Here is a 12,687-nt window from a genome sequence, read left to right on the forward strand (position 1 = left end):
CCCCGTTATCGGGGTCTGTTGAATTGTTGTTCCGCTTAACTGCGTTGTGACGGGTGCCAGAAGGTCACCAATTTCTCGATCATGGCGACCAGACCGTAGAAGGCGGTCCCGGCCAGTGCCGCGACCACGATTTCCGCCCAGACCATGTCCAGCGACAATTGCCCGACACTGGTCGAGATCCGGAACCCCATGCCCAAGGTGGGCGAGCCGAAGAACTCTGCCACGATAGCGCCGATCAGGGCCAGCGTGGTGGAAATTTTCAACCCGTTGAAAATAAACGGCATGGCCGCGGGCAGCCGCAGCTTCAGAAAGCTCTGCCAATAGGTTGCGGCATAGGTCTCCATCAGGTCGCGCTGCATTGCGGTGGCCTCGCGCAGGCCGGCCACCGTGTTCACCAGCATCGGGAAAAAGACCATCACCACGACCACAGCAGCCTTCGAATGCCAGTCGAACCCGAACCACATTACAAGGATCGGCGCGGTACCCACGATCGGCAGCGCGGCCACGAAATTGCCCACCGGCAGCAAGCCCAGGCGCAGGAAGTCCCACCGGTCCACGGCGATTGCCATCAGGAAGGCAGCGCCACATCCGATCACATAGCCGCTGAGCGCGCCCTTGATGATGGTCTGCACGAAATCGGCCCACAGGATCGGCAAGCTGTCCCAGAACCGGTCCCAGATCACCGAAGGCGCGGGCAGGATGACCAATGGCACTTCGAGCCCGCGCACCAGCAATTCCCACACCCCGATGACGGTCATGCCGAAGATCAGCGGCGCAAGAATGCGCACCGCCCGCGCGTCGGCATAAGGTCCGCTGGCCAGGCGGGTGTTCAGCCACCAACCGGCCAGCCACAAAAGGATTGCAAGACCGACCATCATCATTGCGCCATCCCCATGCGTTTCAACACCGCGCGCTCGATCAGGCCCAACAGGCCCACCAGACAGGCCGCCAGAATGGCCGCGGCAAACAGCGCCGACCAGATCTGCACCGTCTGGCCATAGTAGCTGCCGGCCAGCAGACGCGCACCCAGCCCCGCCACGGCGCCGGTCGGCAGTTCGCCGACGATGGCCCCCACCAGCGACGCGGCGATCCCGATCTTGAGAGAGGCGAACAGATAGGGCATCGAAGCTGGCAGGCGCAGTTTCCAGAACGCCTGCCCGTTGCTTGCATTGTAGGTGCGCAGCAGGTCCAGCTGCATCGCATCAGGGCTGCGCAGACCTTTGACCATGCCCACGACCACCGGGAAAAAGCTCAGATAGGCCGAGATCACCGCCTTGGGGATGATCCCCTGAATGCCGATCGAATACAGCACCACGATGATCATCGGCGCCAGCGCGATGATGGGGATGGTCTGGCTGACGATAGCCCAGGGCATGACCGACAGGTCCATCACCCGGCTGTGCACGATCCCCACGGCCAGCAGGATGCCCAGCCCCGTGCCGATGGCAAAGCCCAGAATCGTCGCGCTGAGCGTCACCCAGCCGTGATAGACCAGCGACCGTTTCGAGGTGATCTTCTTTTGAACCGTGGTCTCCCACAGCTCGATGCCCACCTGATGCGGTGCGGGCAGACGCGGCCGGTCCTGCGCCCAGGTCGCCGGAACGGCAAAGCTGTTGCGCAGCGCCAGACCGATTTCACCCATGTCGCGGCGGTCTTTGGCCGAGGGCGGAACCACCTCGGCCCCGGCGCGTTCCTGTTCGGTCAGGACGCCCTTGATGTTCATCGGAATGCAGGCCGCGTACCAGATGACGATGATGGCCAGCAAAACGGTCAGAACGGCTACAAGCTGCTTCATGCGTGCCACTCCATTCGCACCACGGGAACGGTCTCGGGCGGCGTTGCGGCCTCGGTCCCGGTTTCGACAAACCCCTCGCGGCGATAGAACCGTTGCGCGGCGACATTCGGTTGATGGGCCGTCAGCCACAGAAAGCTGCGCCCCTGTTTTGCCCGGTCCAGCAGGCGCTTGCCGATGCCCTGCCTGGTCCGCAGGCAATACAGCGCCCCGACCTTCTGCGCCGCGGGATCGACCGACATGTAGCAATCGACGGGTTCGCCCACGACCCACATCTCGCGGTCCGGGAAGGCCTGCACGATCAGCGACTCCAATTCCTGCTGGGGCAATTCATCCGTCATCCACTCGGTCTGGCGGACCCAGGCCGAGACCACCGCCGCGCAGGCCGGCACATCCGCCTCGGTCGCGCGTCTGATGTCATCCCTGCCCATCACACATCGTCCCCGTGCCCGGCGCGCAGCCCTTCGCGCACGCGATGCGCGACCTCTATGAATTCGGGCGTGTCGCGGATGTCCAGCGGCCGTTCCCTAGGCAGCGGGCTGTCGATAACATCGGTAATCCGCCCGGGGCGCGGGCTCATCACCACGATCTTGGTGCTCAGATACACCGCCTCGGGGATCGAGTGGGTGACAAACCCAATCGTCTTGCCGGTGCGCGCCCACAGCGCCAGAAGCTGTTCGTTGAGGTGATCGCGCACGATCTCGTCCAGTGCGCCGAAAGGCTCATCCATCAACAGAATATCGGCGTCGAAGGCCAGTGCCCGGGCGATGCTGGCCCGTTGCTGCATCCCACCCGAAAGCTGCCAGGGGAATTTTCCACCAAAACCTGCAAGATCAACAAGTTCCAGAACGTTATTCACACGTTCTTCCTGCTCCTGCGCCGAATATCCCATGATCTCGAGCGGCAGTTTGATGTTCTTGGCGATGGTCCGCCACGGGTACAGGCCCGCCGCCTGAAACACATAGCCATAGGCCCGGTTTCGGCGAGCCTCGTCCGGGGTCATGCCGTTGACGGTCAGCGTGCCGCCCGTAGGTGTCTCCAGCGCAGCGACACAGCGCAGAAAGGTTGTCTTGCCGCAGCCCGAAGGGCCGATGAAACTGACGAATTCGCCCTTGTCGATCGCCAGGTTCACGTCCTTGAGGGCGTGCACTGGTCCGTCATTGGTCTGGAAGGTCAGGTCGAGATTCTTTGCCTCGATCACGGGCTGGGTATTGCTTTCCGATGTCATCCTACTGCCTTGAAGTTTTGGCTTTTTCGCCCGTTCGGTAACCTTCGCGCATCACACCCCCGTCGCCGGTATGCCTGACCGCTCCACCGGGCGCGGGGCGGTTAGCTCTTTCCAGGTGCTCAGCGCTTTGTTCACGGTAGTGTTGGCCTCGCGCGCGACGAATTTGCCGTGGCCTTCCTGCGTTCGGATCTCGCCATCATGCACCGCGACCTGTCCACGGGTCAGGGTAAAGCGCGGCAGGCCCTTGACCTCGTGCCCCTCGAACACGTTGTAGTCGATCGCCGACTGCTGCGTCGCCGCGCTGATGGTCTTGGTCTTTTCCGGGTCCCACACCACCAGATCGGCATCCGCGCCCACCAGCACGGCACCCTTTTTCGGATAGCAGTTCAGTATCTTGGCGATATTTGTTGAAGTTACGGCAACGAATTCGTTCGGCGTCAGCCGCCCGGTCGCCACGCCATGAGTCCACAGCATCGGCATCCGATCCTCCAGGCCGCCCGTCCCATTCGGGATCTTGGTGAAATCACCCACGCCGAACCGCTTCTGCTCGGTCGTGAAGGCGCAGTGATCAGTGGCGACCACGCTCAGCGAGCCCGACTGCAACCCCGCCCAAAGGCTGTCCTGGTGCTGTTTGTTGCGGAACGGCGGGCTCATCACCCGACGCGCGGCGTGGTCCCAATCGGGATGCGCGTATTCGCTGTCGTCCAGCGTCAAGTGCTGGATCAGCGGCTCGCCCCAGACCCGCTTGCCCTGCATCCGGGCCCGGCGGATGGCTTCATGCGCCTCTTCGCACGAGGTGTGCACCACATAGAGCGGCACACCGGCCATGTCGGCGATCATGATGGCGCGGTTGGTGGCCTCACCCTCGACCTGCGGCGGGCGCGAATAGGCATGGGCCTCGGGGCCGGTATTGCCTTCGGCCAACAGCTTGGCCTGCAACTCGGCCACCACGTCGCCGTTCTCGGCATGGACCATCGCGATTCCGCCCAGCTCGGCCAGACGCTTGAACGAGGCGAACAGCTCGTCGTCATTGACCATCAGCGCGCCTTTGTAGGCCATGAAATGCTTGAAGGTGTTGATGCCCCGCTGTTCGATCACGGTTTTTAGATCGTCGAACACCTGTTCGCCCCACCACGTCACGGCCATGTGGAAGGAATAGTCGCAATTGGCGCGGGTCGATTTGTTGTCCCAGCGTTTGAGCGCATCCAGCAGGCTTTCGCCCGGGTTCGGCAGCGCGAAGTCCACCACCATGGTCGTGCCGCCGGCCAGAGCCGCGCGGGTGCCGCTTTCGAAATCATCGCTGGAATAGGTTCCCATGAACGGCATTTCCAGATGCGTGTGCGGATCGATCCCGCCGGGCATGACGTAACAGCCGGTCGCATCCAGTTGCTCATCCCCCTTCAGATCCGGCCCGATTTCGGTGATCACGCCGCCTTCGATCTTGACGTCGGCCTTGTAGGTCAGATCCGCGGTAACGACGGTTCCGTTCTTGATGACTGTGCTCATGTTCAACTCCCTGCGGGCGCGTCTGTTGCGCCTCTATTGGTTTTCCAGCGGATTGGGGGCGCGCGGCCCCGGCTACTCCACGATCTCGGCGGTTTCGACGACCGCGTGGAACAGGACATCCGCCCCGGCGGTTGCCCATTCCTTGCTGATTTCCTCGGCCTCGTTGTGGCTCAGGCCATCAACGCAGGGGCACATCACCATCGCGGTCGGCGCCACGCGGTTGATCCAGCAGGCATCGTGCCCCGCGCCCGAAATGATGTTGGTATGCGAATAGCCCAGCCGCTCGGCCGCATTGCGCACGGCGGCGACGCAGGTCTCGTCGAATTTCACCGGGTCGAACCCGCCGACCTTCTCGAACGCGACCTGCAGGCCCATCTCATCCACGATGTCCTCGGCTGCGACGCGCAGCCGGTTCTCCATGTCCTTGATGACGTCCAACTCGGGCGAGCGGAAATCGACCGTGAACACCACCTTGCCCGGGATCACGTTGCGCGAGTTCGGATAGACGTCGATATGCCCGGCAGCCCCCACGGCATGGGGCGCGTGCGACCAGGCGATCTCGTCCACCTTTTTAAGAATGCGCGCCATCGCCAGCCCGGCATTCTTGCGCATCGGCATCGGGGTTGATCCGGTATGCGCGTCTTTGCCGGTCACGGTCACTTGGGTCCAGCTCAGGCCCTGCCCATGGGTGACGACGCCGATATCCTTGCCTTCGGCCTCGAGGATCGGGCCCTGTTCGATATGCAGCTCAAAGAAGGCATGCATCTTGCGGCCTCCGACCTCTTCATCGCCGCGCCAACCGATGCGCTGCAACTCGTCGCCAAATTTCTTGCCCTCGGCATCCTCGCGGTCATAGGCCCAGTCCTGCGTGTGCATCCCCGCGAACACGCCCGAGGCCAGCATGGCGGGGGCGAAGCGCGTGCCCTCTTCGTTGGTCCAGTTGGTGGCCACGATCGGGTGTTTGGTCTTGATGCCCAGATCGTTCAGGGTGCGGATGATCTCGAGCGCGCCCAGAACCCCCAGCACCCCGTCGTACTTGCCGCCCGTCGGCTGCGTATCCAGGTGCGAACCGACATAGACCGGCAGCGCATCGGGATCGGTACCGGGGCGCATGGCGAACATGTTGCCCATCTGGTCAAGGCCCATGGTACAGCCGGCCTCTTCGCACCATTTCTGGAACAGCGCGCGGCCCTCGGCATCTTCGTCGGTCAGGGTCTGGCGGTTGTTGCCGCCGGCAACGCCCGGGCCAATCTTGGCCATCTCCATCAGGCTGTCCCACAACCTGTCGCCATTGATCCTGAGATTCTGCGCCGGAGCTGCCATGTTCGTCTTCCCTGTTGCTTGCGATTTGGCTCGCTTTTGGTGTCTTGATTTGACCATCTGGTCAAACTCACGCTATCACGGGTTCGACATCAGTCAAGAAATTGCATCGCACCGATGCAAAAATCGGCATATTCAACACCTGCTTGTTCGAAAAAGAGACGCCCTGCATACATGCCCAAAGACCGCGCCCCGACCCGAATTCAGAAAAAGAACCGCGCCGCGATTCTCGAGGCCGCACTGAACGTGTTTTCGGCCCATGGGTTTCGCGGGGCGACCGTCGATCAGATCGCGGCCGAGGCCGGGCTGAGCAAGCCGAACCTTTTGTATTATTTTCCGTCAAAAGAGGCGATCCACACCGCGCTTCTGTCCGGCTTGCTGGACACCTGGCTGGCGCCGCTGCACGACCTTGACGAAAACGGCGAGCCGATGGAGGAGATCCTCTCGTACATCAAGCGCAAGCTGCAGATGAGCCGCGAGTTGCCGCGTGAAAGCCGACTGTTCGCGAACGAGCTGGTGCAGGGTGCGCCCCGCATACATGACGCCCTGTCGAACGATCTGAAGGCGCTGGTCGACCAGAAGGCGGCCGTTCTGACGCACTGGATGGACCAAGGCAAAATCGCACGCCTGCACCCGCATCACCTGATCTTTTCGATCTGGGCGCTGACCCAGCATTACGCGGATTTTGATGTTCAGGTGCGCGCGATCCTGGGCGACGAAGACCCGTTCGAAGGGGCCGCGCCCTTCATCGACACCCTGTACAGAAAACTGCTGACCCCATGAAAAAAGGGCCGCAGCGCGGCCCCTTTTGCGTGATCTGACGCCGGTCACTCGGCGGCCTTGGCCATCGGGTTGTTCGGGTGGGTCGTCCAGTTGGCATAGTCCGGCTGCACCACCTTGCCGGTGCGCGGATCGACCTCACCCGCCGCCATCGGGACCATCGAAATACAGCCCTCGACCGGACAGACATCCACGCACAGGTTGCAAGCCACGCATTCTTCGTCGATCACCTCGAACACGCGGTCGGACGACATGGAGATGGCTTGGTGGCTGGTGTCCTCGCAGGCCGCATAGCAGCGGCCGCACTTGATGCACTGATCCTGATCGATCTTGGCCTTGGCGACGTAATTCAGGTTCAGATACTGCCAGTCGGTCACGTTCGGGACGGCGCGCCCGACGATTTCGGAGACGTCGGAGTAGCCCTTCTCGTCCATCCACTGCGACAGGCCCGCCGTCAGTTCGTCGATGATCTTGAACCCATAGGTCATCGCCGCGGTGCATACCTGCACCGTACCGCAGCCCAGCGCCATGAACTCGGCCGCGTCGCGCCATGTGGTCACCCCGCCGATGCCCGAGATCGGCAGGCCTTGGGTCGCCTCGGCGCGGGCGATCTCGGAGACCATCGACAGGGCGATGGGCTTGACCGCCGGGCCGCAATAGCCGCCGTGGCTGCCCTTGCCGTCGATCGAGGGCTCTGGGCTGAACGTGTCCAGATTGACGCTGGTGATCGAGTTGATCGTGTTGATCAGCGACACCGCGTCTGCCCCGCCGTTCTTGGCCGCAGCCGCCGGCTTGCGAATGTCGGTGATGTTGGGCGTCAGCTTCACGATCACCGGACGGTCATAGTATTTCTTGCACCAGCGGGTGACCATTTCGATATATTCGGGCACCTGCCCCACGGCCGAGCCCATACCGCGCTCGCTCATCCCGTGCGGGCAGCCGAAGTTCAGCTCGATCCCGTCGGCGCCGGTTTCGGCAACACGCGGCAGGATGGCTTTCCACGCCTCCTCCTCGCACGGCACCATGATCGAGGCGATCAGCGCGCGATCCGGGTAATCCGCCTTGACGCGGGCCATCTCCTCGAGGTTCACCTCGAGCGGCCGGTCGGTGATCAGTTCGATGTTGTTGAGGCCCAGCAGACGCCGGTCGGCCCCGTAGATCGCCCCGTACCGGGGGCCATTAACGTTGACCACCGGCGGCCCTTCGGACCCAAGCGTTTTCCACACGACGCCACCCCATCCGGCCTCGAAGGCACGCCGGACGTTGTATTCCTTGTCGGTCGGCGGCGCCGAGGCCAGCCAATAGGGGTTGGGGCTTTCGATACCCAGAAAGTTCGTTTTCAAATCAGCCATTTATCCGGCCTCCCTGATGCGAAGATGCATCTTCGTCTTGTCACACATATTCACGCGCCGACGCCCTGCTCAGGCACTCAGGCTGGCGTGAATGTCCATCGCGGCATCGCGGCCCTCGGCCACGGCGGTCACGGTCAGATCCTCGCCGCCCGCGGCACAGTCTCCGCCGGCCCAGACCCCGGGAACCGAGGTGCGCCCGGTTGCGTCAACGGCGATCTTGTTGCCGTCGAGTTCCAAACCTTCCGGCGCACCATCCAAGGTCTGACCGATCGCCTTCAGAACCTGATCCGCAGGCAGGCGAATGGTTTCGCCCGTGCCGGTCAACGTGCCATTTACGGTGGCAGTATACTCCAATTCGATCTCGGCCGCCGCTCCGTTTCCGTGAATTGCCACCGGCTGAACGTTGCACAAAATTCGGACGCCGTGGGATGCGGCCAGATCCTGTTCGTAGCGGCTGGCGCCCATTGCGTCGCGGCCGCGGCGATAGGCGATGGTCACATGTTCGGCCCCCAGCAGCTTGGATTTCACCGCGGCATCCACGGCCGTCATTCCACCGCCGATAATCACCACATTTCGGCCTACCGGCAGTTTTGCCAAATCGGATGCTTGCCGAACATCTGCGATGAAGTCGACAGCGTTCCTGACGCCGTCCTTGTCCGACCCTTGCGCGCGCAAGGCGTTGACGCCTGCAAGGCCGATTGACAGGAAGACCGCGTCGTAGGCCTCCAACAATCCGTCCAACGAGATCGTGTCGCCCAGAACCGATCCGGTTTCAATCGCGATGCCGCCGATCTTCAGCAGCCAGTCCACCTCGGCCTGGGCAAAGTCATTGGTCGCCTTGTAGGCGGCGATCCCGTATTCGTTCAGCCCGCCGGGCTTGGGTTTCGCCTCATGGATCACCACGTCATGGCCCAGCATCGCCAGCCGATGCGCACAGGCCAGCCCCGCCGGCCCTGCCCCGATGACGGCAACGGTCTTGCCGGTGGGGGCCGCGCGTGTGAACGGGTGCACACCGGCCTGCATCAGCGTGTCGGTCGCATACCGCTGCAAGCGCCCGATCTCGACCGGCTTGCCCTCGGCCGTTTCGCGCACACAGGCTTCCTCGCACAGCGTTTCGGTCGGACACACACGGGCACACATGCCGCCCAGGATGTTCTGATCGAGGATCGTCTTCGCCGCCGATTCCGGTTGCCCGGCCTGAATCTGCCGGATGAACAGCGGAATATCGATATCGGTCGGACAGGCCGTCACGCACGGCGCGTCATAGCAGAAATAACACCGATCAGCGGCCACGGCGGCCTCGTGCGGCGCCAAAGGCGGATGCAGATCGGTGAAATTCGAGGTCAGCTCATCGCTGGAAAGCCGCCCGGCGACGATGCCGGGTGCCATCTGGCCCTGTGCCATCACTCTACTCCCTGTAGATATGTTTGTTATTGAGACCAGCTTGCCACAAACAAAAATTTTATCAATTGGTAAAATTTGCCAAATGGTCAAAAAAGCGAAAACCGGGCCGGATGACCCGGTTTTTTGGTGGCATTTGCCCGTTTTTCAGGCGAAACCGGCCTCAGACCATGCCGGCCAGGTGGCCTGACTTCATCCAGACGCGGGCGCCATCCGGTCCTGCCCGCAATTCGGTGCGCGTTCCGGGCGGCAGACGCAGCCAGTCCCATCGCGCGAAATCCTCGCCTTGTTCGGTGAAACCGCCGTCGATCACAAAGACCTCGGCCCCGCCGGGTGCGTCAATCGGTACGACCTGACCGGGCGACCAACTGCGCATTTCGACCGCTTCATGGTCGTCCTTGAACAGCGGCACGTGGTCCGCACCGTTGATCGAGCGGCGCACGGTGGTGCGGTCGTTCGGGTCGAACTGGTGCAGTTTGACCAGGATCGTCGCGCCTTGGCTGGCCGAGGGCGTATGCGACGAGGTCGGCGGGTTGCGGACATAGCTGCCCACCGGGAAATCTCCGGTCTCGTCCTGGAAAACGCCGTCCAGAACCAGGTATTCCTCGCCCCCGTCATGGGTGTGGGCGGCAAAGGCGCTGCCGGGGGCAAAGCGCACGATGGTCGTGGCGCGCGCCACCTCGTCGCCGATCCGGTCCAGCATCTTGCGCTCGACCCCCTCGGCGGGCGAGGCCGCCCACTCGGTCTGGTCGAAGTGAACCGCCACCCGCTGGGTGAAATCCGCATTGATCCGCATGTCGCGCTCCTGTCTGATCCTCTCCATCAACATGGGCGCGCCGGGCCCGATTTCAAACACGCGGCGTCAACGGTTTTGACGCAGGTTCAGCGATGCTGTAGGTCGAAACCAACGGCAAGGGGCGGGCAAGCGCCCCGAACGGAAGGCGCAGATGCAGGCAGACCGGCAGAAATTCAACATCCTGATCATCGGGCAGAACAACCGCCTACAATACGAAGCCGTTCTGTTCGCCGCCTCGCTGCGCCATTCCGCGCCCGGATTTTCGGGCCGCCTGTTCGTGGGCGTTCCACAACCCGGCCCGCGCTGGAGTCAGGACCCGAGCATCCGCAACGAGGATGTTCTGAAGGCGCTGAAACAGCTCGATGCCGAGATCCTGCCCTTTTCGTCCGAGGTGTTCGGCGAAAGCTATCCCTACGGCAACAAGATCGAAGCGCTGGCTGCCCTGCCCGAGGGTGAGCCCTTTGTGTTCTTCGACACCGACACGCTGATCACCGGCGACCTAGCCGCGGTGCCGTTCGATTTCGACCGGCCCGGCGCATCGCAGAAGGTCGAGGGCACCTGGCCCAAGCCAACCCTGTACGGGCCTGGCTTCGACGGCATCTGGCGGGCGCTTTATGACCGGTTCGGGCTGGATTTCCAAAGCTCGATCGACCCGACCCAACCGGCGGAATACTGGCGGCGGTACCTGTATTTCAATGCGGGCTATTTCTTCTACAAATGCCCCCGCCAATTCGGCGCGCGGTTTCTGGACTATGCGCGCACGATCCGGGATGAAGAGATCCCCGCCCTGACCGGCCAGAACCTGGACCCGTGGCTGGATCAGGCGGCGCTTCCGCTGGTCGTCCACGCGCTTGGCGGCGGGCGCGATGTTCTGCCCGTGGGCCTGCTGGATGGCTCGGTCAGCTGCCACTATCGCCTGTTCCCGCTGCTCTATGCGCGCGAAAGCGACCGGGTGGTCGAGGTGCTGGAAACCGTCGCCGCGCCCAACAAGGTCAAGAAGGTGCTCAAGAACTATGATCCGCTGAAACGGCTGGTCTATCAGGGCAAGGGCGCCAAGATCCGCGCCATGTTCGACCGGGACAACCTGCCCCAGCGCGAACAGGCCATCCGCAAGGTCATCAAGAACAAGGGGCTGTGGCTGCGCTGACGCGGACATTGTGCCGGGCCCGGCAATCGCCTAGAGATTCTGCGACGCATATTCCCAACAGGAGAGTGACGGATGTCCGACGGCCCCACCTATGGTTTTGACACGCTGCAAATTCACGCGGGCGCCCGCCCTGATCCGGCGACCGGCGCGCGCCAGACCCCGATCTATCAGACCACGGCCTATGTGTTCCGCGATGCCGATCACGCGGCCGCTTTGTTCAACCTGCAAGAGGTCGGCTATATCTATTCGCGCCTGACCAACCCCACGGTGGCAGTTCTGCAGGAACGGGTGGCGACGCTGGAAGGTGGCGTTGGCGCGGTGTGCTGCTCTTCGGGGCACGCGGCCCAGATCATGGCGCTGTTCCCGCTGATGGGGCCGGGCTGCAACGTGGTCGCCTCGACCCGGCTGTATGGCGGGACGGTCACGCAGTTCAGCCAGACCATCAAGCGCTTTGGCTGGACAGCCAAGTTCGTCGATACCGATGATCTGGATGCGGTGAAGGCCGCCATCGACGACGATACCCGCGCGGTGTTCTGCGAATCCATCGCCAATCCGGGCGGCTATGTCACCGATATCCGCGCACTGGCCGATGTGGCCGATGCCGCCGGTATTCCGCTGATCGTCGACAACACCTCGGCCACCCCCTATCTGTGCCGCCCGATCGAGCATGGCGCCACGCTGGTCGTGCATTCGACCACCAAGTACCTGACCGGCAATGGCACGGTGACCGGCGGCTGCATCGTGGATTCGGGCAAGTTCGACTGGTCCGCCAATGACAAGTTTCCCTCGCTCAGCGCGCCGGAGCCTGCCTATCACGGCCTCAAGTTCCACGAAACCTTCGGCCCGCTGGCCTTCACCTTCCACGGTATCGCCGTGGGCCTGCGCGATCTGGGCATGACGATGAACCCGCAGGCGGCGCATTACACGCTGATGGGGATCGAGACGCTGAGCCTGCGCATGCAGCGCCATGTCGAAAACGCCGAAAAGATCGCCGCCTGGCTCGAGAAAGACGACCGCGTGGACTATGTGACCTATGCGGGCCTGCCCTCGTCGCCATATCACAACCGGGTCAAGAAGCATTACCGCAAAGGCGCCGGGGCCCTGTTCACCTTTGCGGTCAAGGGCGGCTATGACGCCTGCGTCAAGCTGGTGAACGCGCTGGAAATCTTCAGCCACGTCGCCAACCTGGGCGATGCGCGGTCGCTGATCATCCATTCGGCCTCGACCACGCACCGGCAACTGACCCCCGAACAGCAAGAGGCCGCCGGCGCGGGGCCGAACGTAGTACGGGTGTCGATCGGGATCGAGGATGCCGACGATCTGATCGCCGATCTCGATCAGGCGCTGTCCAAGGCCTGCGCCTAG

Annotated in this window: 12 protein-coding genes; 3 read left to right on the forward strand and 9 right to left on the reverse strand. The window is 63.0% G+C overall.

Annotated features, from left to right (window positions below):
• Positions 1-35: 35 nt before the first annotated feature.
• From ACR0BA_RS04935 to ACR0BA_RS04960, 6 genes are all read right to left on the reverse strand, one after another.
• On the reverse strand, positions 36-881 hold the full coding sequence (locus ACR0BA_RS04935) for an ABC transporter permease (RefSeq protein ID WP_480726724.1): 846 nt from the start codon (positions 879-881) through the stop codon (positions 36-38).
• Entirely contained in the window at positions 878-1,795 is a 918-nt protein-coding gene (locus ACR0BA_RS04940; protein ID WP_170403668.1) for an ABC transporter permease, read from the reverse strand. Before ACR0BA_RS04940 ends, ACR0BA_RS04935 begins: the two co-directional genes overlap by 4 nt.
• Positions 1,792-2,223, reverse strand: a complete 432-nt coding sequence (locus ACR0BA_RS04945; RefSeq protein ID WP_170339628.1) for a GNAT family N-acetyltransferase — start codon at positions 2,221-2,223, stop codon at positions 1,792-1,794. The genes ACR0BA_RS04940 and ACR0BA_RS04945 overlap by 4 nt, the downstream gene beginning before the upstream one ends.
• Positions 2,223-3,020 (reverse strand): ABC transporter ATP-binding protein, encoded by a 798-nt coding sequence (locus ACR0BA_RS04950; protein ID WP_170339630.1) that lies wholly within the window; start codon positions 3,018-3,020, stop codon positions 2,223-2,225. The genes ACR0BA_RS04945 and ACR0BA_RS04950 overlap by 1 nt, the downstream gene beginning before the upstream one ends.
• Positions 3,021-3,071: 51 nt before the next feature.
• Positions 3,072-4,526, reverse strand: coding sequence for a dihydropyrimidinase (hydA, locus tag ACR0BA_RS04955; protein WP_170339632.1), 1,455 nt, complete (start codon positions 4,524-4,526; stop codon positions 3,072-3,074).
• A 72-nt stretch (positions 4,527-4,598) separates the two neighbouring features.
• Positions 4,599-5,849: a Zn-dependent hydrolase gene (locus ACR0BA_RS04960; RefSeq protein ID WP_480726726.1), complete on the reverse strand. Its 1,251-nt coding sequence runs from the start codon at positions 5,847-5,849 to the stop codon at positions 4,599-4,601.
• A gap of 171 nt (positions 5,850-6,020) precedes the next feature.
• Here ACR0BA_RS04960 and ACR0BA_RS04965 point away from each other — a divergent pair, with 171 nt between their 5' ends.
• The gene (locus ACR0BA_RS04965) at positions 6,021-6,629 is read left to right on the forward strand and encodes a TetR family transcriptional regulator C-terminal domain-containing protein (protein WP_093961802.1); all 609 of its coding nucleotides are present in this window, start codon (positions 6,021-6,023) and stop codon (positions 6,627-6,629) included.
• Positions 6,630-6,673: 44 nt separating this feature from the next.
• Here ACR0BA_RS04965 and preA read toward each other — a convergent pair whose 3' ends face one another.
• The 3 genes from preA to ACR0BA_RS04980 form a co-directional block, all read right to left on the reverse strand.
• The gene (gene preA / locus ACR0BA_RS04970) at positions 6,674-7,978 is read right to left on the reverse strand and encodes an NAD-dependent dihydropyrimidine dehydrogenase subunit PreA (RefSeq protein WP_170368317.1); all 1,305 of its coding nucleotides are present in this window, start codon (positions 7,976-7,978) and stop codon (positions 6,674-6,676) included.
• A gap of 69 nt (positions 7,979-8,047) precedes the next feature.
• A complete protein-coding gene (locus ACR0BA_RS04975) occupies positions 8,048-9,382 on the reverse strand; it encodes an NAD(P)-dependent oxidoreductase (protein ID WP_170363675.1) in 1,335 nt (444 codons plus the stop codon).
• Positions 9,383-9,542: 160 nt separating this feature from the next.
• Entirely contained in the window at positions 9,543-10,175 is a 633-nt protein-coding gene (locus tag ACR0BA_RS04980) for a cupin domain-containing protein (RefSeq protein ID WP_480726728.1), read from the reverse strand.
• Between the two features lie 151 nt (positions 10,176-10,326).
• Between ACR0BA_RS04980 and ACR0BA_RS04985 the strand changes: the two genes are divergently transcribed.
• Entirely contained in the window at positions 10,327-11,322 is a 996-nt protein-coding gene (locus ACR0BA_RS04985; protein WP_170371239.1) for a hypothetical protein, read from the forward strand.
• A 72-nt stretch (positions 11,323-11,394) separates the two neighbouring features.
• Positions 11,395-12,687 (forward strand): O-acetylhomoserine aminocarboxypropyltransferase/cysteine synthase family protein, encoded by a 1,293-nt coding sequence (locus tag ACR0BA_RS04990; protein ID WP_170371240.1) that lies wholly within the window; start codon positions 11,395-11,397, stop codon positions 12,685-12,687.

The sequence above is a fragment of the Ruegeria sp. CI5 genome (genome assembly GCF_056536885.1).